Raw genomic sequence first — 23644 nt, 5'->3', positions numbered from 1 at the left:
AGTCCTAATATTTTTTTATCGCCAGTCGGGTTTCTATGTCGTCAAATGCAACTTCCGTGCCTTCTTTTAGGTCATCGGCGAACTCGAGACTCGCGGTTAAAGTTTCCGTTTTAATATATTCCAGATTAGCAGCGACCGCAGCTTCCAGTTCTGGGACTTTTTGGATGGTTACTGATACTTTATCAGTGACTTCAAAGCCCGAATCCTTACGTACATTTTGAATGCGGTTTACCAATTCTCTGGCGATGCCTTCGCTCTTGAGCTCCGGAGTGATGCTAACATCTAAGGCGACTGTGAGGGGGCCGTTATTGGCCACGAGCCATCCTTCTATGTCCTGCGAGCTGATCTCCACGTCAGGCAGGCCTAAAATAATATTTTTTTCATTAATTACAACTGCCATTTCACCGTCCTTTTCAATGGTTTGAATGTCCTCTTGAGTGAATTGCGAAACCGCGGCTGCAACGGCTTTCATGTCTTTTCCAAATTTAGGCCCAAGGACCTTGAAATTCGGTTTGATCTGCTTGACCAAAATACCACTGGCATCGTCAAGCAGTTCTATTTCTTTTACGTTTACTTCGGATTTAACCAAGTCTGCAATGAGTTCGATCTCGGCTTTATCCGTAGCATCCAATACAGGGATCATAATACGCTGCAAAGGCTGACGCACTTTGATCTGCTCTTTCTTGCGTAACGAGAGTACCAAAGAAGATATTGTCTGCGCCTTCTGCATACGATGCTCTAAAGCGGAGTCGATCAAGGCTTCGTCGGCCTTAGGGAAATCGCTTAAGTGAACCGACGTAGCCGATTCCAAGCCACAAACCGCATTGAGATCCTGATACAATCGATCCATATAAAACGGAGCAATAGGCGCACTCAATTGCGCCACACGGTGCAAACAAGTGTATAAGGTTTGGTAGGCCGAGATCTTATCCGGACCGTAAGCCCCTTTCCAGAAACGGCGACGACACAAACGCACATACCAGTTACTCAAGTTCTCTTGAACAAAGTTGGAGATGGCTCGCGCGGCCTTGGTAGGCTCGTAATCTGCGTAAGCGTCATCCACTACTTTTATAAGGGTATTGAGTTCCGAGAGGATCCAACGATCGATCTCTGGTCTGTCTGCAACAGGCACATCTGGCTCACTGTAATTGAAGCCGTCCAAATTAGCATACAGGCTAAAGAAGCTATACGTATTGTAAAGCGTCCCGAAGTATTTATTGCGAACCTCACCAATCCCGTCAATGTCAAACTTGAGGTTGTCCCAAGGGTTAGCATTTTGGATCATATACCAACGGGTGGCGTCTGGTCCGTATTTGTCTAAGGTTTCAAAAGGATCGGTGGCATTGCCCAAACGCTTGGACATCTTTTGTCCGTTCTTGTCCAAAACCAAACCGTTTGAAACTACGTTCTTGTAAGCCACATCATCAAAGGTCATGGTGGCAATGGCGTGCAGGGTGTAGAACCAACCACGGGTTTGGTCCACTCCTTCTGCAATGAAATCTGCCTTGCGCCAAGTGTTTTCAACCATCTCCTTGTTCTCAAAAGGATAGTGCCACTGGGCATAGGGCATAGAACCAGAATCAAACCAAACGTCTATCAAGTCACTTTCACGCTTCATCGGCTTGCCGGATGGGCTCACCAAGGTGATCTGGTCTACAATGTTTTTATGCAGGTCTACTTTGGCGTAGTTTTCCTCGCTCATATCGCCCACAACGAAGTCGGCAAACAGATCGGCTTCCATAAAACCAGCGCTCACAGCTTCTGCCATGGCTTCTTTGAGCTCTGCAACAGAACCTATGATGCGTTCTTCTTTGCCGTCATCAGTACGCCAGATCGGTAGTGGGATACCCCAAAAACGGGAGCGTGATAAGTTCCAATCGTTAGCGTTTGAAAGCCAGTTCCCGAAACGTCCTTCTCCAGTCGCTTTAGGCTTCCAGTTGATCTGCTGATTGAGTTCAAACATGCGGTCCTTAAAAGCAGTCGCTTTAATGAACCAGCTGTCCAAAGGATAGTATAAAATAGGCTTGTCCGTACGCCAGCAGTTTGGATAACTGTGGACGTACTTCTCCACCTTAAAGGCTTTATTGTCGGTCTTCAGGATAATCGCCAACTCCACGTCTACGCTTTTGTCTGGCGCATCTCCATCCGTGTAATATTCGTTCTTGACATATTTGCCACCCAATTCACCCACTTCTGGACGGAAACGTCCTTGCAGGTCTACTAGAGGCACTAAGTTGTCGTTCTCATCCTTAACCAATAGTGGCGGCACCTCTGGGCTAGCCTCTTTGGCTACCTTGGCATCGTCTGCACCAAAGGTCGGTGCCGTGTGTACAATACCTGTACCGTCTTCTGTGGTAACAAAATCTCCAGAGATCACGCGGAAGGCGTCTTGCGGATTATCATTTGGCAAGGCGTAAGTGAGCAATTGCTCATAACGGCTCTCCACCAAATCTGCTCCAACAATAGTATCTACCACCAAATAAGGCACTTTTTTAGCTCCAGCTTCATAGGCTGCTAAAGCGGCTTCATCTTCAGCTTTTTCAAACTTCCCGCTGAATTGCTTCCCGATCAAGGCCGTGGCCAAAACCACAGTCACGGGTTCAAACGTATATTGATTGTAGGTCTTCACAACCGAGTACTCGATCTTTGGCCCAACGGTCAAAGCGGTGTTTGACGGAAGCGTCCAAGGCGTGGTAGTCCAAGCCAAGAAATGCAGATCGGTATACTGCTGCAGTTGGGCTGGCAAAGTCTCGGTGATGGCTTTAAATTGAGCCACAACGGTGGTATCGGTAACGTCTTGGTAGGTTCCTGGTTGATTCAGCTCGTGTGAACTCAATCCTGTCCCCGCCTTTGGCGAATACGGTTGAATGGTATAACCCTTGTATAGAAGATCTTGCTTGTAAATGTTCTTTAAAAGCCACCAAACGGTTTCCATATACTTAGGCTCATAGGTCACATACGGATCGTCCATATCTACCCAATATCCTACACGTTCGGTCATGTTGTTCCAAACGTCTGTATAACGCATTACAGCCTTTTTACAAGCGGCGTTGTACTCCTCTACAGTGATCTTTTTGCCAATGTCTTCTTTGGTAATGCCGAGTTCTTTCTCCACCCCCAACTCAATAGGAAGTCCGTGGGTATCCCAACCTGCTTTACGCTTAACTTGGTAACCCTTTTGGGTTTTGTATCGGCAAAAAATGTCCTTAATGGCGCGCGCCATAACGTGGTGAATTCCAGGCAATCCGTTGGCCGATGGAGGTCCTTCGAAGAACACAAACGGTTCTCCATCCTCGCGGCTGGTTACACTCTGTTCAAACACTTGGTTTTGCTTCCAAAAATCAAGTACTTCTTCCGCAACTTTGGGAAGGTCAAGTCCTTTATATTCAGCAAATTTCGCGCTCATTTATAGGTCTTTTTTTATAAGGGAGCGAAATTACGGAATTTTGGTCAAATTTCCTTTGGGTTCAGGGTTTATAAGGAGTGTTAATGATTTGATGATGTTTGAGGTTGATTCAAGGACTAGTCCTTGTAACTTTTACCTTTCTTTTTTGCATCGCCCAAATTACTGAAAGAGCAATGTCCAGTGGACATTGCGAGTGAAGCACCGCTAAAAAGTCTTTTGACTTATTCTTATTTTTCTATTACGATACTTTTCCCATTGCGGCAAAAGTATCCAAAAGCGCTAGCGACACACTTTCACCTCTAAAATCTACGCTACCCGCAGCCACAGCTGTTCAGAGTTCGTTCACGGCGGTGCCGCTCTCTATTCCGAACAGCTTAATACCCAACTCCTGCTAGCTTGATTTTGACGAGCCTCAAGTGGGGCCGCAGTGGAACGGCTTTGAATTTGAACCGACAATGTAGAAAGCTTACTTTAAACAAATAAAAAACCAGCCTTTTGGCTGGTTTGTAGTTTTTGACTAATTCAATTTTATCAGTTTTTTCTCTAGGTTGAGATCGTCTAGCATTTGACGAGTAAAACTGTAATGCCCTCGCGCGGTAATGATTTTAAATCGATGGTCTTTTAGTCCAGTCATCACATCGAGGAAACGCCACTTGGTCTTAAGCAGGGTGGGTTTTTCGCTTTTCACGCTCACTTCAAAGAAGTGCTTGCGCCCGTCGCGTTTAGCGGTGATGTCTGGAGTGATCACCAGATCGGAACCTTTTCTGCGAAAGCTCTTAGGTGTTTCATAGCCGTCCAGATCGGCTTTAATGTCCTCGAATCCTTTGTCCTGTAAATGCTGCACCGATTGTTCCAGCAGCTCAATGTTGTTCTTTTTATCTATCTGTATCATAACCTTTAGTGTAGCATTTTTAGTTGGATTTTTGTGTTAATAGAGGGTTAAAGTCTTTAAAATCAATTTTATGTGCTTTATTCATCAAGGACAAGTCCTTGCATCTTTTACCTTTCTTTTTTGCATTGATGAGACTACTGAAGGAGTAATGTCCAGTGGACATTGTGAGTGAAGTATCGCAAAAAAATCTTTTGACATTAATCTATTTTCTTTTCTGATACTTTTTCCATCGATGAAAAAGTATCCAAAAAATCTAGTCCCACCGAAATCGATTTTTTACTACAGATACTTATTGCATCGCTAACAATTCCAGAAACCACAAAACCCGCCTAAATTCTTCCGCAATCTCAGAATTATTAACGGCGTGTTTTGTTATCGATACGGTGGGACGGTTTTAAATTTATCTAATGGTACTCGCACCGAACAAACCTCGCTTTATCGCGGAAGGCGGCAAATTTTAAAACTTGGATTTTAACGAGCTTCGTGGAGTCGCAGTGGGACGTTTTCAATGTCGGAATAGACCTATACGGACATCGAATGGCTTTCTCATGATTATGAACTAACTTCGTGGTATGAAAAACGCTAAAGCTGTACTTTTTGACATGGATGGGGTGATCATCGATTCTGAACCCCTACACCATGAGGCCTATTTTAAGATGTTTGAAAAAGTGGGCATTGAGGTCTCTGATGAACTCTACGAAAGTTTTACCGGTAGATCCACCAAAGAGATCAGTGATGAGTTGGTTGCGCAATTCAATACTGCAGAGTCGGCACAGGAGTTAACACGCCTTAAGCGTATGTTTTTCTACGAACTGTTTGACAACAGCCCCAATTTGCAACTCATTGATGGGGTAAGAGATGCTATGATCCGTTTTCACGAGGCAGGATTAAAGCTGGTCGTGGCCTCATCAGCCTCTATGGAAAACATCAAAAGGGTCTTTGATCGGTTTGAGTTGGATCAATATTTTGTGGGCAAGATCTCTGGCGCAGACCTGCCAAAGTCTAAACCACATCCTGAGATCTTTCAAAAAGCGGCACAAATGGCGGGGCATAAACCAGAGGATTGTTTTGTCATTGAAGACGCCACCAACGGGATAAAGGCTGCAAAAGCTGCGGGGATTTATTGTTATGCTTTTAATTCTGCGCATTCTACAGGGCAGGATTACAGGCTTGCGGATAGGGTAATTACTTCTTTTTCTGAAATAGAGATTTAAGGAATTTCTTTTGATTAAGAGGCGTTAATCTTTTCAAGGACTAGTCCTTACACCTTTATTCATCCTTTTTTCCATCGATGAAAAAAGGATGCAAAAAAATCTAGCGACACACTTTCAGCTCTAAAATCTACGCTACCCGCAGCCACAGCTGTTCAGAGTTCGTTCACGGCTTAGCCGCTCACTATTCCGAACAGCTATAAACCCAACTCCTGCTAGCTTGATTTTAACGAACTTCAAGTGAAGCCGCAGTGGAACAGATTCAAATTGATCAAACGGACCTTGCCCCGAACAAACCTCGCTTTACCGCGGAAGGCGGCGGTATTAGATAGCGAGAATCATCCCAAGCAATTTAAGAGAAGGCATTTTCGTTATCTTAGACACCAGATATTTATGTTTATGAATCGGATTGTTTTTGCCCTCTGTCTACTGATTTTTGGATCTAGCCTGCAAGCCCAAACCAAAGGGGCGCGTGCAGATTTTGGTTACCTCAGCAATTTGGCTGTGCCAGATTTTAAAGCCAAACAAGCGGCCTTTAAGGTCTATACGGACAGTATGGAAACAGCGCTAGATAACAATCCGGAGTTCATCGCCCTAAAAGAAAAAAGCAAGCAAATCAACGATTCTGACGCCAACGTGGCGGAAGCGGGATATAAGGCCGAATTGAAGATGAGCGAGATGAAAGACGCTGTTTCTGCACAGGTTTCTCAGGCTTACCGAGAACAATTTGGCGAACTCAATGTTATGGTTCAAACCGTTTATGAGGTCTTGGGACAGAGCGATTATTCCTTTGTGGCGCTTTATGAGGACGGCGAATTACAGGACTATCTCTTTAAAGATCGCGCCACGCAAGGGGATTACGGACAACGCATTTACAAATGTGCAGTTGCCAAAGGAATAGAATCTGGCACTATTGATCTTATGGCTCAAGCGAGCCTATCTGAAGCTGAGATGGAGATCGCAAATGCCCTTATGGAGGAGTGTAAAAAGGAGCTTTTGGATCCCTTTATTGCCAATGATGCAGATATCACGGCTATGATAGAAGCGGCTTATAAGAAGTAAATAGTCCATTCCGCTAACGCGGGTGCCTCTCTCAAATGTCTACCAGACATTTGGTTTTCTTTGAAAACTTTGTTCGGTGAGGTTATCGAGTGGCGCCATGGAATGAAAGTTTTACGGTTATCGAGTGATTTGCTGCAGGCAAATCGTATCGAGATATTACCGCAATGAAGTTTTGTTTTGCAAAACCGAACATCCGGTGGATGTTCGATGAAGGTACCCGCGAAGCGGCAGGCTTTAGTCTCAAAAAAGTCTTTTGACCTTAATTTATTTTCTTTTCTGATACTTTTCCCATTGCCGCATTGGTGAAAGAAAGATGTCCAGTGAACATCTTTCTTGAAGCACCACCAAAAGGTCTTTTGACCTAAACTTTATTTTCTTTCAGATACTTTTTCCATCGATGAAAAAAGGATGCAAAAAAATCTAGCGACACACTTTCAGCTCTAAAATCTACGCTACCCGCAGCCACAGCTGTTCAGAGTTCGTTCACGGCTTAGCCGCTCACTATTCCGAACAGCTTTCTGCCCGACTCCTGCTAGCTTGATTTTTACGAGCTTTAAGTGGAGTCGCAGTGGGACGTTAATATTTTCAAATCACAAACACCGCTTTATATTCCGGAACTAATCTAGTTGCAAATATGCGTATTGATCATGTATTGAGTTATTGGCTTTAATGTTTTTCCCGTTTCAGGATGTAAACCGAGGTCGGTAAAATATTCCAAATCACCATTCCTATTCTTGCCATACCATATCTTTGGATTACCCTCGAGGTTAAAAAACTCTGTAACACCACATTCAGCCTTTATTTGCCTAAAATTTTTGAGTCGTTCTTTTTTGCAGATTTTGAGTCGAGTACCGTATTTTCCGTTATCAAAATCAACTTGAACGTAGCGATCTCCCTCCCAAACCATCCAACATTGTCGCGTAGCTGAGACATACACACTGCTGGCAATAATCAATAGGACTAAATGGTAAACAAAAAATTTAAACCAACACTTTGACCATAATTCCTTTAATAAAGTCTTTGTGATAGGATCCTCATGTTGAGCACGACGGAAATCATCCATATTATCAAAACCAAGATATTCTAATAAAGCCTGTTCAATCTCGGTCCTTAAAACTATGCCTTCGGAATTTTTTGCAGCACGATGCAATTGAGCTAATCTGTCTTCACCAAGACCATTTTCAGTAAGCGTGGATATAAAATTTGATAATTCTCTGGCATTTTTCTGCCTTTGGTCAGATCCGGTTTTTTCTTGAGCCTTGCTAAAGGATTCAAGTATTAATTTATTGTGCATGAGGGAATTACTTTAGTTTTTAAGCTAGTTAATTTATCGAAATTTTCTCGAAAAAAGATTTCGAGATCTTTTCCATTTTATTTTCAGACCTTCCAATAACAAATGGCGTATTTCACCTCATCAATCAGCAAAGCCCGCTTCAGAACGGGTATTCTGAAATAACTGATTGACTCTTTTACGGGAGCTGCAATTGACGGCTTTAAGATTCTGTGAGAAGGGATCTACAAAAGTCAATTAACGCTCCCCACTTCTCAAAATCGAGGAGGGACGCCTCTTCATTTTTCGCGAAACGACATCGCAGACTTACCTGGTCCATTTAGACCGGGCAAGGAATCCATTGTCCAAATTTTAATAGATTCAAAATGAAGAAAATATTCATATTTATTTTTACGGTTTTCCTCAATGTGGGGCTGCAATCATGCACTCCGCAAGAGCTGCAAAATCAAGAAACTCAATTACAGTCGTGCTGTGGAGAGGATGATCCTATTCCGCCGCCACCGCCACCACCACCGCCAAATGGGGGGAATTAACCTATAGGGATTACCTATTAATTATTATAAATTTAGAGGAATGAATCGTCTACGACATTTGTTCCTCTTTTTGTTTATTAACCTCCTGACTTTAGCAGTTGATGCAGGCCATTCTTGCTATGCACAAACCAAGCGAGACAGTATCTCTAAAATGATCTCAGATGTAAATGATTACGACAAAACTCAAATAATAACCACCCTTGAATATTTAGAAGAGAATTTCAGTGAATTGGAAAATAAACTCGATCAACAATTCATTGCTTGGATTCACGAGGAAATGGCTAACTGGTATTATGATCTTGGGGATCTAGAAAACACTCAAACAAACGCAACAGAAGGCCTGAAAATAGTAATTAAGCTTGAGGATGATTGGAGCAAAAACGCAAGAGTACGATTTAAATGTTTATTGGGCATTGTGTTAAAGGCGCAAGGATTCGATGAGGAGTCTAAAACTCTCTATCAAAACGCTTTATACGAAAGTAAATCCCCGTCCGATAGCATTTACATTCTGAATAATCTCGCCAACCTTTACAGTGAAATCAATCTTCCAGAAAAGGCTGTTGAAACCTACAGTTCTGCTTTAGAAATAATTTACAGAATTGAAGCTTCAAGTTATGAAAAAGGCAATATTCTGGACAACTTAGGAAATGTCAAATCAAAAATAAATGATACAAGTGCTTTACGCTTTCTATATAATGGTCTCAAATATCGTAGGCATCTAAATAACGCAGACAAAACCTTTTCAAGTTATCGTCATTTAACAGAGCATTTCTTAAGAGAGGATCAACAAGATTCTGCCTTAAAGTATGCTAAACTCGCCCTGAATATTTCAAACGCCATACCAGATAGAAGCTATAAAAAAGAAGCACTAAGCCTTTTGCTCGAACTAAATCCATCAGACTACGGAATCGCGTACAAGACACTATCTGACAGTATTGCAGAACAAGAACGAGAGACACAGAAAGATTACACATATTTTAGATTCAAAATAGCCGAAGCAGAAAACGAGTCCCTTGAAGCCAGAAGGGCGTTGATTGAAAAGGGTTTCCAAAATTCAATAGTATATTATGTTCTCATCTGTGCATTAATAATTAGTGTTATGGTCGTCGTGCTCTACATAGAGAAGATCAAAAAGAAAAAAAGGCTGGCCGTAACTCAAGCCGAAGAACGAATAGCTGCAGACATACACGACAATATTTCTAACGATGTATATAGATTGATGAATCGTGTTAATGTTGAAGACTTGGAAAAGAAAGAAGTACTAGATGCTTTGGAGATAGTTTATGAAAAAACCCGAGATATTTCTAAGTCCATTGGAATGATAGACTTCTCTGAAGGCATTCCTTCCAGTATTACCCGATTATTCAATGAATATAAAGAAGGAGATACACAAGTCGTCACAAAAAACTTGTCTCAAGTTGATTGGACCAATTTTCCACGTCAAAAAGCAGAGGCCTTGTATCGTGTTTTAGCCGAATTACTCAATAATACTCGTAAATATGCCGAGGCTACGTTTATTGTAATTTCCTTCTCACAAGATGCTAAACAGGTCAAGATTAATTACAAGGACAACGGTATAGGTGCCATAATTGAAACAGTCAGTGGTTTGGGGCATGCGGAAAACCGTATTGCTGCCTTAGGCGGTTCATTTACTTTTGAATCGAGTCCTAAAAATGGTTTCAACGCCCAAATACACTTGTGAGATGTTTAAAAAAATTTTGATAGCTGAAGATTACGATAGTGTCAACCACGGATTGTCTAATGTTTTTAAAGAATTAGATATTCAACAGTATGTGCAGGTGACTTATTGTGATGAGGCTTATTTAAAAATCAAACGTTCACAACTGGATCAAACTCCATTCGATTTATTGATTACCGATTTATCCTTTGCGAAGGATCATAGAACTACATCCTTAGAAGGTGGAGAGCAACTCATTGCAAAGCTCAAAAAAGAAGAAATAAATATTCCTGTCATAGTTTTTTCTGTTGAAGATCGCGGACACAAGGCACGCTATTTAATTGAGCGATTTGGTGTTCAAGGCTTTGTCAATAAAGGCCGGCGAGGCTTAAAAGATTTGCGTGCTGCAATCATGGCTGTTCATCAAGGCGAGCGTTATTTTTCTGAGTCTATTGCTAAATCTGTCAAATCTCCGGATCCCCTAGATATTATTGATTTTGATGTTGCCCTATTACAACAATTAGCAGAGGGGCTATCACAGGATCAAATCAGTAATTACTTTAAAAGTAACAGTATTTCTCCGAGCAGTCTCAGCTCCATTGAAAAACGGATTAATACTTTAAAAATTCAGTTCAAGGCGAACAATACCACTCATTTAATTGCCGTAGTTAAGGACTTGGGGATTATTTAAAATCAAGGTGTTACGGGTTCCCGTAGCGTATTTACAGTTATTAAAATTACTATTGAATCAACAAAGGCAATGGTTGTATTATCAATGTCAACTAAACTTGAATTTAATTAATATGAAATACAAAGTAATACCATTCACACCCGTCTTAAACCCTAAAGGAAATAAGTCTGAACAAGCTTCTAAGCAGCTCGAAGAGATGATTGTTAATTATGCCGAGCGAGGATGGACATATCAACGCCTTGAAAGTGTTTCTTCCTTCGTTCATCCTGAAGCTGGATGTTTTGGCTTAGGGGGTAAGCCAGGATATAATTTAAGTCTACAAATGTTAGTCTTTTATCAAGTTTAATGAAGATATTACTACTGATAATTATTAGATTTTATTGGTTACTAATTCCCAAGGGATTTAGACCTAAATGCATTTATAAAGAATCTTGTTCAAACCATGTCTACCATATTACGAAGACAAATGGTCTTAGTGCTGGACTGAAAGCTTTTAAGCTTAGATATAAAAACTGTAGACCAGGGTATTCAATCAATAACTCTAGTTCGATAAAATTCTTAATTACACGAACCGGTGAGAAAATTGAATGGGAAGAAGTAAGTGACCTATTCAAACAAAGAATTCGTTGATATCACTGCCACGTCACCCATAAATTAGTAAATAATATCAACCGTAAAGCCTCCACAAACATTAGGTTTTTAAGTAGTTAGCCAAGGAGTAATGCGGTTTTCCGTAAGGAAATATTGAAAGGTCTGAGTAGGTTTGATTCAAGCATAGCTAAAAACCATCACCTTGACCACCAATTCTAGTTTAATCCCTTTGAATATAATTGCATGGATATGTGCGGGAATATTATTTCTAGCGCTCCTCCCTTTCCCTTCCTGGTATTACTGGGTTTTAAGATGGGTTGTTACACTAGGCGCATTAATCATTGCATGGAATAAAAGGAAGGACACTTCTAAACTATTAGTCTTTTTATTGATCGCGTATTTATTCAACCCAGTGATTCCGATTTTCACCTATGAAAAGTATAAATGGATCGTTGTTGATTTGATTTGCGGAATTCTATTCATTCTAGAAACTCAGAAAAAAGCAAAAAAGTCCAATGTAAAGGTGTCCACTAAAAGATCCTCAAAAGCCCACGGTAGAGACAAATACTATTAACACAATTACACATGAAACACTATCCAATCACAGCTGAAATAAAGAGTCACTTCTTAAGACTTTATCAAATAGCATTATCGGATGAGGAATTCAGTGCCAGAGAGATGCAGCTCCTCTATGGCTTTGCAGAAGAAAGAAATATTTCCAGAAAAGAACTTGATGACATTCTCATTGGTCACCGCGGTGAAGTAACTATACCTCAGACCATTGAAAAACGAATCGAATACTTATATGATTTCGCCGTAATGATTTGGGCTGATGAAGTTATCACAGATGATGAACTGAACACTCTAAAAAAGTATTGCCGGAAGTTCGAATTTCTGGATGAGAACATTGAAGATTTAAGTAATTATTTATTGGATTGTGCCAAGCAAGGGATGAATAAGGAAGAGATATTGAAAGAATTATAAGATTAGCAATTATGGGACTACTTAAAAAACTTACCCAACTTAAGAATACTAAGGAAGAAAGCAATTCAGAACAGACCACCACATTTGAAGAGCAACGAATAACCTATTTCCATGATGGAAAAAACTCCTCACGATCTTGTCGAGGACGATCTGAAAATTTGAAGGCTAGTCTGGATGCCATTTACTATAGATTCGAAAACAAGTGCAAGGAAGAAGACGCAGAACAAAATCAGCTCAAGCAACCTTATGTGACGGAATTGAAAGGCAAGAGGACCACTCTCCTCAATCGAGAGGAAGAAAAAGAACAACTAAAAGTCCAAAAATCTGAGATAAACAATCATATAGAGAGGCTTAAACAAGACGCTATAAATGCGCGCAAAAACCCTAGGGATTATGGAATTCCCGTTGATAATAGATCTACCGCTAAGTTTTGGATCGGCTTATCCTTTTTAATTCCACTGAGCGTATACCTGTTTATCTTTTACGTCTCTACATCGTATTCAGGATTTTTTAGAGATTTTAATCCATCGGTAGATCTTTTTGGTGGAATGTTCTATCCTCAAGCCTTGAGTGTTGCTTATGAAGATGGGCTGCTTGAGTTAGGATTCATCATATTTATTCCCTTTGTGTTCTTTGGATTAGGATACTTAATTCACATGTTCCAACACAAAAAAAGTCGATTGAACGTTTTAAAAGTCATTTTACTCTTTGTAGTAACTTTTTTATTTGATGCCATTCTTGCTTACCTCATTGATGAGAAGATTTACAATCTAAATAAGACCTATGAAGACCCCGTATTTTCAATAGCTTATGCCTTTCGGGACCCTAGCTTTTGGGTTATCATTTTCGCTGGATTCATTTCTTATATCATCTGGGGATTGGTCTTTGATTTTGTAATGAAAGAACATTCTGATCGTGATAAAATCCAGCGATTCATAGATGGTATTCAACTAGAAATTAACAATACAAAGCGAAGCAAAGAGGAAATTCAAGATGCTATTGAAATCATCAATAAAGAGATACGTACCATAAAGGAACGTTGTTCTGAACTTGAAAATATCATTGACGGTTTTATTCTACCTATTCGCAATTACAAAGCGCTTTCCGCCGAGTACTTACAAGGCTGGCAAGAATATATTTCCGCTTCATTGGCCATGGGACATGACGAGACAAGATCTTACTTAGACGAATGTCGTCAAGTCTATGATGACCATATAAAGAAGCTTGATCTAGATGTAGATAACTACCAAAACAAAGTATATACTAAGACCCTGTAATAATGAGACTTAAATCAAAAATCCTAGGCTTGATGTTCTTACTTCTTTGCTTTTCTTGTATTGAAGAACCGACACAAAAAAGTACTGCCAAAAAAAGTACCGCGTCCAATTCAGGACCATGTCTAGAACATATACAGAATAACAAAGTAAATAACCTCAACATTAGTGTGCTTTTAGACCTTTCTGATCGTATTGAAGACAATAAGGTTATTTCCAAAGACTCTGCATATCTGGCAAGTATTTCTGAAGCCTACTTGGACCATGTAAAAAGCAAAAAACTGATTTTTTTAGAAGATCGGTTGAAGCTTTATTTTAACCCAGAACCGAGCAACAAGAAAATTAATGAAATAGCTCATGAATTAGAGGTTACTTTCACTAAAGACTCTCCTCAAGCGGAAATTCAAAACACTTTTGAGAAGTACAATTCGCTGCCCTCTACATTGTACAGTTACGCTCAAGCGGACGCTATTGAAAAACAAGGTTACCCTGGCTCTGATATTTGGAGATTCTTTAAAGATCATGTTAACGACTATTGCATAAGCAGTTGCCACAGGAACATACTTATCATTTTAACCGATGGTTATATGTACTACGATCAAACTGTCATGCGTGAAAAAAATAGAACTTCCTATCTTACCCCTAAGTACACCAAGACTTTGCCTTTAAACAGCTCTGATTGGAAGGCAAAAATGGAAAATGGAGATTATGGTTTTATTCCTGCGTCTGAAGGTCTAGAGGACTTAGAAGTATTAGTACTAGGTCTTGACACAAAAAATCCTTCCAACCCTTACGAATTGGATGTATTAAACGCTTATTGGGAAAATTGGTTTAAACAAATGGGAATAAAAAAGTATAAAATTAAGTCAACTGATATCCCATCAAGTGTAGATAAAGTAATTAAAGACTTCCTAATCAATGCTTCATAAAGCACACATTGTTGTATTGCTTATTGTCCTTAGTGGCTTCAAACCAATAAACTCAATTGAGCTAAACAAAAGCTCTCAGTATCACCAAGAAACCCTCAGCGGCAAAGTCATAGCTATAACTGACGGGGACACATTTAAACTGTTGACCAAGGATTCAGTAACTCACAAGATCCGATTGGCGAGTATAGACTGCCCTGAACGCAAGCAGCCTTTTTCAACAAAAGCTAAGGGTTTTGCGTCAGAGGCTATCTTCGGGAAAGAGGTAAGGGTAAAAACTCAAGGGAAAGATCGCTACGGCCGTTATATAGGCTGGGTGTATTATGACGAGGGCAAGATTTTAAATGAAGAGCTTTTAAAAAACGGTTTGGCCTGGCATTACCGCAAATACTCCAAAGACCAAAACCTCCAAAAAATGGAAGACACAGCCCGTGAACAAAAACTCGGTTTATGGGCAGACAAGACTCCTATCCCACCTTGGGAATGGAGATACTAATAAATACACCCCTATGAAAAAATTAGTATTAGTATTTGTTACCCTGGTCTTTGTACTGAGCACCTCGTTTGGCCCTAACGCAGGCAGTGTTTATGTCTGTAAAGGCCCCAAAAGCAAACGATACCATTACGACAAGGATTGCCGAGGCCTTTCAAGATGCTCCACCAAGGTTTATAAAGTAAGCCTAGAGGAAGCCAGAAATATGGGTAGAACGCTGTGTGGGTGGGAAGATTAATTATGGAAAAACCGATGCCCTCAAAGGTTTTTTACTTGAGTAGGTTTGTTTAACTTTAAACCTCCCCTGTAGTCAAAATTTCTGATTGCAATTTTTAGAACTCGTGAACTTCTTTGAGTATACGCTTGAAGGAGCAAATAGATTGATTAATAATATTTTGATGAGCGAAAAGCTTACCATTTCCCAACTAGAACAATATTTATCTAAAGCCGCCTGGATACTTAAAGGACCGGTTGATGCTTCAGATTTTAAGGTTTACATATTCCCCTTGCTCTTTTTTAAACGAATTTCTGATGTCTATGACGAAGAGTTCGAAATTGCTTTAAAAGAATCTGACGGTGACATTGAGTACGCCAGTTTACCAGAATTTCACCGATTTGAAATTCCGGAGGACTGTCATTGGAAAGATGTACGTGAAACTACAACGAACGTTGGTTTGGCAATTGAAAAGGCTTTACGAGGCATTGAAAAAGCCAACCAAGAATATCTCTATGGAATTTTCGGAGATGCCCAATGGTCTAACAAGAACAAACTTTCTGATCGTTTATTGATTGATCTCATTGAACACTTTTCTCAATATACTTTATCTAATGAACTGGTTGAACCAGACATTCTGGGGCAAGCTTATGAGTATTTGATTAAACACTTTGCAGACTTAACCAATAAAAAGGCGGGGGAGTTTTATACTCCACGTTCCGTGGTTCATCTTTTAGGTTTGATTTTAGACCCTAAAGAAGGCGAGTCCATTTACGACCCTGCTTGTGGAACTGGTGGAATGCTGCTAGAGTGCGTAGACCACTTAAAAGAAGAGAATTACGATTACCGCACATTGAAGCTCTACGGACAAGAGAAGAACTTAACTTCCAGTTCCATTGCTCGAATGAATATGTTCTTACACGGCATTGAAGACTTTCAAATTGTTCGTGGAGACACCTTGAGGAATCCAGCTTTCTTTGAAGCAGACGGCTTGAAGACTTTTGATTGTGTAATAGCCAATCCCCCTTTCTCATTAAAAGAATGGGGAGCAGAAAACTGGGCCAATGATCCTTTTGGCAGAAACATTGCCGGGGTGCCTCCCAAAGGAAATGGCGACATGGCCTGGGTGCAGCATATGATCAAATCTATGAATAGCACGGGTCGTATGACAGTTGTTCTACCTCACGGTGCGCTGTTTAGAAAAGGGGCGGAAGGAAAAATTAGAAAAGCTCTGTTAGAACAAGATTTATTAGAAGCTGTTATTGGTTTAGGGCCTAACATTTTCTACGGTACTCAGCTAGCAGCTTGTGTCATGGTCTTTAAACAGAATAAAGAGGCTAACAAGAAAGGGAAAGTCTTGTTTATTGATGGATCTGACCAAGTAAGAGTTGGCCGGGCTCAAAACTATTTAGAAGCTGAACACGTAAACCAAATTTTTGACTGGTTTAAGAATTATGAAGACGTTGAGAACCATGTAAAAGTGGCATCAATAGAAGATCTTGAGGAGAATGACTACAACCTCAACATTCCTCTTTATGTGGAAAAAATAATTGAAGACAATTTACCTTCTGTCGAGGACGCTTTAGCAGATTTAAAACAAGCCTGGGAGGAAAGTTTGATTGCAGAAGAGAAGTTCAAATCCATTTTGAAGAAATTCATTTAATAGTGGGGCAGACACAAGAAAGAAATATTCTGTATAGTAATAATATCGCTCAAAAGTTTGGTCTTTCTTTATCGAACTCAGAATTCAATTACGGCCCCGGAATAGGTAAGGCTGACAATTATGCGATTATCAATGATTGGCTAGTTGTTTTTGAAATAGAGTATAGTCAAAGACATCCTGAATTTAATGTTAGCAAGATATGGCCGTATTTAGAAAATAATCCCGCGCAAAAACTATTTTTAATCCAACACATAGTTAACAACAAAGAAGTTTCTGCGAATCGGATATTTCATTGCGAGTGGATGGCGGAAAAAATGATAACTTCTTTGAATGATAGATTTATGTATCAATTGATTATTAATGATTTGACTGATAATGATATTAAATCATTAAAAACAATGTTTGAAGTAATAAATAAATGACCCAACAAGAACTAGAAAAATACCTTTGGGGTGCTGCAGTTTTACTGCGCGGTACTATTGATGCTGGAGACTACAAACAGTACATCTTCCCGCTGCTTTTCTTTAAGCGCATTTGCGATGTGTATGATGAGGAATTTGAGAAGGCCTTAGAAGAAAGCGATGGTGATTTAGAGTACGCTGCTTTTGCAGAGCATCACCATTTTCAAGTACCCGAAGGAGCTCATTGGAATGACGTGCGTGAAACCACGGTAAATGTGGGTATGGCTTTGCAAGATGCCATGCGCGCCATAGAAAAAGCCAACCCAGATACCCTTTATGGAATCTTTGGTGACGCCTCTTGGACCAATAAAAACCGCTTGAGTGACGAGACGCTTACCAACCTAATTGAACATTACTCCCAGCATAAATTAAGCTTAAGGAATATACCAGACGATAAACTGGGTAACGCCTATGAATACTTAATAAAAGAATTTGCGGACGATAGCGGCCATACAGCCGCAGAGTTCTACACCAACAGAACGGTAGTAAAGCTGATGACCATGATTATGGACCCACAGCCCGGAGAATCTGTTTATGACCCAACATGTGGTTCTGGAGGGCTTTTACTAAACTGTGCACTCCACTTAAAAGAAGAAGGTAAGGAATACCGTACCCTGAAGTTATATGGCCAAGAGATAAACCTGATTACCTCGGCTATTGCCCGTATGAATATGTTTATGCACGGCATAGAAGAGTTTAGTATTGTACGTGGTGACACGCTGGCCAACCCAGCCTTTTTACATAACGACCAATTAAAAACCTTTAATGTAATCTTAGCCAACCCACCGTACTCTATTAAGGCCTGGGACCAAAAAGCTTTTAACAATGATCCTTACGGTCGTAATATTTGGGGCACACCACCGCAAGGCTGTGCAGACTATGCTTTTCAGCAGCATATTCAGCAAAGTTTAGATGCAGAAAATGGTCGCTCTATTTCTTTATGGCCGCACGGCATTTTATTTAGAGAATCTGAGGCTGCAATGAGACGAAAAATGATAGAGGCAGATCTCGTTGAGTGTGTAATTGGTTTAGGACCAAACTTGTTCTATAATTCCCCAATGGAAGCATGTTTGTTGATAACGAAGACAAGAAAATCCGAAGAACGAAAAAACAAAATTCTCTTTATTAATGCGGTAGAAGAGGTTAAACAAGAAAAAACAATGGGTTTTCTGAAGGAGGAGCATATAGAAAAAATCTTTAGTGCCTATCAGGAGTTCAACAACATTAAAAACTTTTCTTCTTTAAGGGATGTTAGCGAGGTTTTAAATAACAAAGGAAATATGTCTGTAAGCCTATATATTCAACCTGCGAAAAGTGATGCGGATAAAATTCTAGCATTTGATACCGCTTATGAAAATTGGGAGAATTCTGGCTTAGAACTACAGGATTCAATGAACGAATTATTTAAAGTTTTAGAGAATTAATGGAAGCCGTGCTAGAGCAAAAAGTATCAATTGATAAAACCGATTGGACGTTAGTCAAATTTGGTGATGTTATCTACGAGCCCAAAGAGTCATGTAAAAACCCACTTGCTGAGGGAGTTGAGCATGTTGTAGGCTTGGAGCATATAGAATCTGAGAATATTCACTTGAAGAACTCTGCGGGTATTGAAGAAACTACAACCTTTACAAAAAAATTTACCAAAGGAGATGTTCTATTTGGTAGAAGACGAGCTTATCTAAAAAAAGCAGCACAAGCTGAATTTAGCGGCATATGCTCAGGTGATATTACCGTATTGAGAGCCAATGATGATTTAATGCCAGAACTATTGCCGTTTATAGTGCAAAATGAAAAATTCTTTGACTATGCAATAAAGCATTCTGCTGGCGGACTTTCACCTCGTGTAAAATTCAAGGATTTAGCCAACTACGAATTCCTCCTCCCCCCCAAAGACCAACAAGCCAAAATTGCTGAACTGCTTTGGGCGATGGATGAGGTGGTGGAGAAGGAACTGTATTTATTAAATAAGTTGGACAACGCTTATTTTAATTTAGTAGATAATCTATTTTCAAAAAAGAACATAGAATGGGAGTTCATTAAGCTTGGTAAAATTTCTTCCATTAACTCCAATTCATTGAATTCCAAAACTGATCCTAATTACGAATTTAAATATTTGGATTTGGCTAGTATCGTTGAGCCCAAAATTATCGGAGAGCTAAAAAGAATGAAGTATTGTGAAGCACCCAGTAGGGCGAAACGTGTTGTTACTGACAACTCCATTGTTCTAGCCATGGTTCGTCCATATCAAAAAGCATTTGCATTTGTTAAAAACGGAAAGGATATAATAGCTTCAACAGGCACCGCAATTATTAAGATGAATGATTCTAATTTAAATCGTTTCGTATTCCATCAGTTCTTCTCAAAAAGATTCACTAGATATTGCGAAGACCGGATGACAGGAACAAGCTATCCAGCTATTACACCTAAAGATGTAGACGAATTCAAAGTATCTATTCCTAAAAACAAAGAAATTATTGCCGTTGAATCAAATAAGTTGGATCAATTGGAAGAATCAAACAAAGTCATTAGGAGTCAAGTAGAAAGCTCTAAATCACTTCAAAGAAGTCTAATTAATCAGATTTTTTAAATGGGTTATCGCGTTTTTTATTCATACCAATCTGATATAGATGCGAAACTTAATCACAAGTTTATTCGAGATGCCATAGTTGATGCCATTTCTCGAGTAACGGAATATAAAATTGACTTAGTAGAGGGGTTTTATGAAATTGGAGGTAATCCTCCTCTTGCTGAAACCATGTTAAAACAGTCCCGAAGTTCGGATATTTTTATAGGTGACATAACTTATACATCTTCAAAAATCTGGCAATCGAAGGGAATTAATTTTTTCCAAGATTCTAAAGTATACTTAATAGAAATTAATAAGCCCGTCAATCTAAAGCCAGCGCCAAATCCTAACGTACTCCTTGAAACAGGTTACTCTTGGGCTCTAAAGGATTTTGACAGGACAGTTTTAGTTATGAATACCGCATTTGGCGACCCCTCTGAATTGCCAGTTGACATGTCCGGTTTAAGATGGCCAATAACATATAATTTGTCTAATGAAAGAGCTCTTAAATCAGCAAAATTTAAAAAAGAATTCAATAGTCTATCAAAAGCTCTTGAAGGAGCAATACGTTTCGCTATAAAAGCAAGTATTGCCTATCAAATTGAAAAGCTTAGGCCTTTAATGATCTATTCGCAATGGTTAAACGATCACCCATTTCCATATCAGGATACACCTTACGCTAAAAAACTAATAGGAGAAATTAGGTTCCTAATGGAGAATGCTAATAAGCCAATTAGGATAGTTGGTAGTGAAGGTATAGGTAAAACAAGACTCGTAATGGAGAGTTTTCGAGAAGATGGCACGACGACGGATCTCATTTCTGAAGATCGTATAGTTTATCACGATACGGATAGCGCCGTTGGTGGTGACATTTCTAAGCAACTTGCAGAGCTAAAGGATATGGATCAACACAAATGGTTAGTGGTTGACAATTGTTCAGATAAGTATCACGATCAATTAGCCAAATACTTTAAAAACTCAAAGGTTAGATTATTAACAATTGAAACCTTAGATAGTGAAAATAAAGTCACAACTGCCAATAAACTCCTAGTCGAAAGCAGTCTTAAGGACGAAGTATTTAATGCCACAGCCGCATCTCGGTTCCCTTCTATGGAAGTCTCTATTCTTTCTGAAGCAGTTGAAAATGACCTTGAGACTTTTATTTCATTGATTAATAAAGGCGCAAGTGCAGAAGACCTATCAAAACCGTCATTGGAACTAATTGAAAGATTGGTAGGACCTGAAAACTTGAAAAAGGGCGCAATTTCTTTCCTAACCGCCGTGGGATTATTCGAACAAGTCGGGGTTTCTGGGCAATATGCAAATCAGTTGGAAACAATTAATACCCTTTTTATCAAGACATCTGAGCAAAATTTGGAGGATTTGATTGAAGAACTAGAATCTAAAAATCTAATTAAGAGAAAGGGAAATTATATAGTACAGAATGGCTTCCGAAACGATTTAGTAAATAATTGGATAAACAATGATGTAGATAATCTAGATGAAATTATAGAAGGTGTTTCCAATGCTCGTCTTTGGTACTTTTTCAAGAGACCTTTCCTCAAACTTCTTGAAATACAGAAAAATTTAGATCACATAACAGGGCCTTCAGGAATATTAAGTGACAATTCGTTTGTTGATAGTCCGAATGGGGCAAAATTTTTGGAAATGCTTGCAACAACTTTTCCAGAAGTTGTATTAGAAATAATGAAAGATAAAATCGGTAGAATGTAATGGATTTGTCACAACTAATTGAGACTGATTGGCACACAGTTGAAACTTTAGAAAAACTAGCTCATATTGAAGCTACGGCAGTGGACGCAATCAATTTATTATTTGATTTATCAAATAAAGAAACCTCCTTAAAGCAAAAAGCGTCTTACTCTTTCATTGGCATGTTTCAAACAGTTTTGGCTGACACCTGTTTAAGCTTAGATAATCGATTGGAATTATTGCAACAATTAGAAGACAACCATGGTATGTCAGACATTATTATAAGTGCTTATAGTCGTGCAATGAAAGCTTATCAGTTTAGAGGAAGTTTGAGAACAGATGAAGAAGCCATTAAAGAAAATCAATTTTATCCTTCTTCAGATCAGGCCAATAATTACTGGGATAGTGTTATTGATAAACTTAAAGGAATAACTGTAGACAAGGATAACCCAATGAACGAGGCTGCTCTAGAAGCTATCATATTCCGACTTCAAGAACAACTAATTGAAGGCTCATCGAATTCTATGCTAGATGCTATTGAAGAAATAGCTGAACAAAATGGTCTATCGGATTCTTTACGAGAGAAGCTCGTCCCATTAATATCTGATCGATATCAATTAAAGGATGATGTTTTTAAAAGGGTTAATAATCTGTTAGAAAAGTATTATCCGGAAACACCCGAAGGTGAACTTATAGCGTTGGTTGTAAAAGCACCTTGGGTAAACGTTATGACGGCTACAGGACAGTATCAAGATATTTCTAAATCCAAAGCTCAAGAGTTGGCTGCTCGTTTCATTGATGAAAAAGTAGATTGGATTCAACATTTAGGGATTTTACTGCAAGGCGATCAGAGACAAACATTTGCTTTTGCGGAAGTCTTAGGAAAAAAGGTCACGAATAGAGATGAAATTCTAAAGGCCGTATATGAGTCATATTTAGAAATTGATCCGAAAATACATAACTCGGCCTTTGTTATGGGTTTTATAATTGGCGTAGGGGACGACGAATTCACTAGAAGTGCAATTGACCTACTAATTTCCAATAATGCTACTACAATTCATGGAATACGAGCTATCAACCATTTGAATTCTATCAAAGCCGAAGATATTGATAAGTGTAAGGAGATTTTCACGAATAAACCTAGTCTTTTAAATAATATAGAATATGTAAATCTCTCTCCTTTAACTTCCAAAGAGGTCATAAGAGTAACCGCGTGGATCAAGGATATAAATCACTCCTTTGCATTACAGCTCATCTGGGAATTACTACGTAGAAATAACAATCGCTGGGCGGAATTAAAAGACCATCTGAATGAACTCCTATGGGTAAATAAATTACTCGGTTTCAGAACTTCTATTAATTCTAGTTTTCATATTGAAGACTTAATAATATCGTCCTTAAAGGATGATCCAGAACCAGAACGAATTCATTTTCTTACAAAAGAAATTCTAATTGAATACCAGGATTACAGTATGAGAAATGAAGGAATTGTTGACCGCTTATTACATCATTTGTTTCAAAACTACTGGGACAATTCATGGCCATTTCTGGGAGAGTACTTGAGCACCAGAAAGGTTCAGAGCAATTTTGGTTTAAACAATTTTTTAAACCATTACAAGTTCGAGAATAGTAAATTATATAATTGGTCCAAACTTGATTCTAGTTATCCAGTAATTGCATTAAAATACATGAGGATTGATTTTGTGAACGATGAGCAACAAAGAGTTTGGGATCCAATAGCCTTGAAATTAGTAAGGGAAAACGCAGATATTAAAGAAGTCCGAGAGGTTCTATCTTCGAAATTCATTAACTACTCAATTCACGGTATTTCTGCCGAGAAATTGTACGAAGAGAGAAAATTACTTTTAGAAAAACTAAATGATATTGAAAGTAATGAATTCAAGAACTTTCTAAGTTCTCTGATTGATAGGATCGATAAAAACATTGAGAGAGAACGCGTAGATCGTGAAAATTATGACCTTAACTAAGTGACGC

The 23644-nt window shown here is 39.2% G+C and carries 21 protein-coding genes; 18 read left to right on the top strand and 3 right to left on the bottom strand.

What is annotated here, in order from left to right:
- Window positions 1–4: 4 nt before the first annotated feature.
- Window positions 5–3406, bottom strand: coding sequence for an isoleucine--tRNA ligase (gene ileS / locus POW22_RS03355; protein ID WP_272831185.1), 3402 nt, complete (start codon window positions 3404–3406; stop codon window positions 5–7).
- A 517-nt stretch (window positions 3407–3923) separates the two neighbouring features.
- Entirely contained in the window at window positions 3924–4298 is a 375-nt protein-coding gene (locus tag POW22_RS03350) for a hypothetical protein (RefSeq protein WP_272831183.1), read from the bottom strand.
- A 572-nt stretch (window positions 4299–4870) separates the two neighbouring features.
- Between POW22_RS03350 and POW22_RS03345 the strand changes: the two genes are divergently transcribed.
- Window positions 4871–5512, top strand: coding sequence for an HAD family hydrolase (locus POW22_RS03345; RefSeq protein ID WP_272831181.1), 642 nt, complete (start codon window positions 4871–4873; stop codon window positions 5510–5512).
- A 396-nt stretch (window positions 5513–5908) separates the two neighbouring features.
- Window positions 5909–6571: a hypothetical protein gene (locus POW22_RS03340; protein WP_272831179.1), complete on the top strand. Its 663-nt coding sequence runs from the start codon at window positions 5909–5911 to the stop codon at window positions 6569–6571.
- Window positions 6572–7193: 622 nt separating this feature from the next.
- Here the strand turns inward: POW22_RS03340 and POW22_RS03335 are convergent.
- Window positions 7194–7865 (bottom strand): hypothetical protein, encoded by a 672-nt coding sequence (locus tag POW22_RS03335; protein ID WP_272831178.1) that lies wholly within the window; start codon window positions 7863–7865, stop codon window positions 7194–7196.
- A gap of 570 nt (window positions 7866–8435) precedes the next feature.
- On the opposite strand from POW22_RS03335, the gene POW22_RS03330 reads away from it, so the two are divergent.
- From POW22_RS03330 to POW22_RS03260, 16 genes are all read left to right on the top strand, one after another.
- Window positions 8436–10097 carry a tetratricopeptide repeat-containing sensor histidine kinase gene (locus tag POW22_RS03330; RefSeq protein WP_272831177.1) on the top strand — a complete coding sequence of 554 codons (1662 nt, stop codon included), beginning with the start codon at window positions 8436–8438 and terminating at the stop codon, window positions 10095–10097.
- A 1-nt stretch (window position 10098) separates the two neighbouring features.
- Window positions 10099–10764, top strand: coding sequence for a response regulator (locus tag POW22_RS03325; RefSeq protein WP_272831176.1), 666 nt, complete (start codon window positions 10099–10101; stop codon window positions 10762–10764).
- 112 nt (window positions 10765–10876) lie between these two features.
- Window positions 10877–11110 carry a hypothetical protein gene (locus POW22_RS03320; RefSeq protein WP_272831175.1) on the top strand — a complete coding sequence of 78 codons (234 nt, stop codon included), beginning with the start codon at window positions 10877–10879 and terminating at the stop codon, window positions 11108–11110.
- On the top strand, window positions 11110–11394 hold the full coding sequence (yidD, locus tag POW22_RS03315; RefSeq protein WP_272831174.1) for a membrane protein insertion efficiency factor YidD: 285 nt from the start codon (window positions 11110–11112) through the stop codon (window positions 11392–11394). Before POW22_RS03320 ends, yidD begins: the two co-directional genes overlap by 1 nt.
- A 163-nt stretch (window positions 11395–11557) precedes the next feature.
- On the top strand, window positions 11558–11929 hold the full coding sequence (locus POW22_RS15435) for a DUF6804 family protein (protein ID WP_419180992.1): 372 nt from the start codon (window positions 11558–11560) through the stop codon (window positions 11927–11929).
- A gap of 11 nt (window positions 11930–11940) precedes the next feature.
- Entirely contained in the window at window positions 11941–12339 is a 399-nt protein-coding gene (locus tag POW22_RS03310) for a hypothetical protein (protein ID WP_272831172.1), read from the top strand.
- Between the two features lie 11 nt (window positions 12340–12350).
- Window positions 12351–13616, top strand: coding sequence for a hypothetical protein (locus POW22_RS03305; RefSeq protein WP_272831171.1), 1266 nt, complete (start codon window positions 12351–12353; stop codon window positions 13614–13616).
- Window positions 13617–13618: 2 nt separating this feature from the next.
- A complete protein-coding gene (locus tag POW22_RS03300; RefSeq protein ID WP_272831170.1) occupies window positions 13619–14542 on the top strand; it encodes a hypothetical protein in 924 nt (307 codons plus the stop codon).
- Between the two features lie 142 nt (window positions 14543–14684).
- The gene (locus POW22_RS03295; RefSeq protein ID WP_272831168.1) at window positions 14685–15035 is read left to right on the top strand and encodes a thermonuclease family protein; all 351 of its coding nucleotides are present in this window, start codon (window positions 14685–14687) and stop codon (window positions 15033–15035) included.
- A gap of 13 nt (window positions 15036–15048) precedes the next feature.
- Window positions 15049–15270: a hypothetical protein gene (locus tag POW22_RS03290; protein ID WP_272831166.1), complete on the top strand. Its 222-nt coding sequence runs from the start codon at window positions 15049–15051 to the stop codon at window positions 15268–15270.
- A 160-nt stretch (window positions 15271–15430) separates the two neighbouring features.
- Window positions 15431–16909, top strand: a complete 1479-nt coding sequence (locus POW22_RS03285; RefSeq protein ID WP_272831165.1) for a type I restriction-modification system subunit M — start codon at window positions 15431–15433, stop codon at window positions 16907–16909.
- 2 nt (window positions 16910–16911) lie between these two features.
- Complete coding sequence (locus POW22_RS03280; protein ID WP_272831163.1) at window positions 16912–17331, top strand: hypothetical protein; 420 nt, start codon at window positions 16912–16914, stop codon at window positions 17329–17331.
- Window positions 17328–18794, top strand: a complete 1467-nt coding sequence (locus POW22_RS03275) for a type I restriction-modification system subunit M (protein ID WP_272831162.1) — start codon at window positions 17328–17330, stop codon at window positions 18792–18794. The genes POW22_RS03280 and POW22_RS03275 overlap by 4 nt, the downstream gene beginning before the upstream one ends.
- Window positions 18794–19957 carry a restriction endonuclease subunit S gene (locus tag POW22_RS03270; protein ID WP_272831160.1) on the top strand — a complete coding sequence of 388 codons (1164 nt, stop codon included), beginning with the start codon at window positions 18794–18796 and terminating at the stop codon, window positions 19955–19957. The genes POW22_RS03275 and POW22_RS03270 overlap by 1 nt, the downstream gene beginning before the upstream one ends.
- Window positions 19958–21670, top strand: a complete 1713-nt coding sequence (locus POW22_RS03265) for a hypothetical protein (protein ID WP_272831158.1) — start codon at window positions 19958–19960, stop codon at window positions 21668–21670.
- Window positions 21670–23637 (top strand): hypothetical protein, encoded by a 1968-nt coding sequence (locus tag POW22_RS03260; RefSeq protein WP_272831157.1) that lies wholly within the window; start codon window positions 21670–21672, stop codon window positions 23635–23637. Before POW22_RS03265 ends, POW22_RS03260 begins: the two co-directional genes overlap by 1 nt.
- Window positions 23638–23644 lie beyond the last annotated feature (7 nt).

It is taken from the genome of Gilvibacter sediminis (genome assembly GCF_028561565.1).
In the GTDB taxonomy this organism is placed as follows: domain Bacteria; phylum Bacteroidota; class Bacteroidia; order Flavobacteriales; family Flavobacteriaceae; genus Gilvibacter; species Gilvibacter sediminis.
The sequence above is the reverse complement of the archived record's forward strand: the minus strand, read 5'-3'. Positions and strand labels throughout refer to the sequence as shown.

Coding starts and splice junctions, on each gene's coding strand:
- ileS (WP_272831185.1), bottom strand. CDS start 3,406: ATGAGCGCGAAATTTGCTGAATATAAAGGACTTGACCTTCCCAAAGTT.
- POW22_RS03350 (WP_272831183.1), bottom strand. CDS start 4,298: ATGATACAGATAGATAAAAAGAACAACATTGAGCTGCTGGAACAATCG.
- POW22_RS03345 (WP_272831181.1), top strand. CDS start 4,871: ATGAAAAACGCTAAAGCTGTACTTTTTGACATGGATGGGGTGATCATC.
- POW22_RS03340 (WP_272831179.1), top strand. CDS start 5,909: ATGAATCGGATTGTTTTTGCCCTCTGTCTACTGATTTTTGGATCTAGC.
- POW22_RS03335 (WP_272831178.1), bottom strand. CDS start 7,865: ATGCACAATAAATTAATACTTGAATCCTTTAGCAAGGCTCAAGAAAAA.
- POW22_RS03330 (WP_272831177.1), top strand. CDS start 8,436: ATGAATCGTCTACGACATTTGTTCCTCTTTTTGTTTATTAACCTCCTG.
- POW22_RS03325 (WP_272831176.1), top strand. CDS start 10,099: ATGTTTAAAAAAATTTTGATAGCTGAAGATTACGATAGTGTCAACCAC.
- POW22_RS03320 (WP_272831175.1), top strand. CDS start 10,877: ATGAAATACAAAGTAATACCATTCACACCCGTCTTAAACCCTAAAGGA.
- yidD (WP_272831174.1), top strand. CDS start 11,110: ATGAAGATATTACTACTGATAATTATTAGATTTTATTGGTTACTAATT.
- POW22_RS03310 (WP_272831172.1), top strand. CDS start 11,941: ATGAAACACTATCCAATCACAGCTGAAATAAAGAGTCACTTCTTAAGA.
- POW22_RS03305 (WP_272831171.1), top strand. CDS start 12,351: ATGGGACTACTTAAAAAACTTACCCAACTTAAGAATACTAAGGAAGAA.
- POW22_RS03300 (WP_272831170.1), top strand. CDS start 13,619: ATGAGACTTAAATCAAAAATCCTAGGCTTGATGTTCTTACTTCTTTGC.
- POW22_RS03290 (WP_272831166.1), top strand. CDS start 15,049: ATGAAAAAATTAGTATTAGTATTTGTTACCCTGGTCTTTGTACTGAGC.
- POW22_RS03285 (WP_272831165.1), top strand. CDS start 15,431: ATGAGCGAAAAGCTTACCATTTCCCAACTAGAACAATATTTATCTAAA.
- POW22_RS03275 (WP_272831162.1), top strand. CDS start 17,328: ATGACCCAACAAGAACTAGAAAAATACCTTTGGGGTGCTGCAGTTTTA.
- POW22_RS03270 (WP_272831160.1), top strand. CDS start 18,794: ATGGAAGCCGTGCTAGAGCAAAAAGTATCAATTGATAAAACCGATTGG.
- POW22_RS03265 (WP_272831158.1), top strand. CDS start 19,958: ATGGGTTATCGCGTTTTTTATTCATACCAATCTGATATAGATGCGAAA.
- POW22_RS03260 (WP_272831157.1), top strand. CDS start 21,670: ATGGATTTGTCACAACTAATTGAGACTGATTGGCACACAGTTGAAACT.